General features: G+C 60.2%; 1 protein-coding gene. It reads right to left on the bottom strand.

Features of this window, described 5'->3' with window-relative positions; translation table 11 throughout:
• The coding region (locus tag CYJ76_RS13000) for a hypothetical protein (RefSeq protein ID WP_238138242.1) at nt 1–249 on the bottom strand (249 nt) is incomplete at its 3' end.
• Nucleotides 250–339 lie beyond the last annotated feature (90 nt).

Raw genomic sequence — 339 nt, 5'->3', positions numbered from 1 at the left:
CCGCAGGTCATCCCACATCCGACGCCCAGCAGCACGGAGGAACTTCGGATACCCATCCTTTTTTCCACCGTCGGCGACGATGATCTTCTCCGTCTTGGCCGTAGATGGCTTCTTCTTCTCAGACCTGCGGCCACGCTGAGTAGCCGCTTGGCTCGCTGCTTTCGTCTTCGTCTTCTTCGCCCGCCCCACATCGATACCGCGCTCATCCTCAAAGACAACCTGTGGGCGCGATGGCTTCTCAGCCTTCATCCGCTGCTTTTCCCGCCACCTCCGCTTGTACTCAGTATTGGCTTCCCGGCACGGCTGGCATGCCACCTCGTTGCTGCCTGTGTGCTTGCG

Source organism: Kytococcus schroeteri, from assembly GCF_002847825.1.
GTDB lineage: Bacteria > Actinomycetota > Actinomycetes > Actinomycetales > Dermatophilaceae > Kytococcus > Kytococcus schroeteri.
This window is presented reverse-complemented; position numbering and strand designations above follow the sequence as displayed.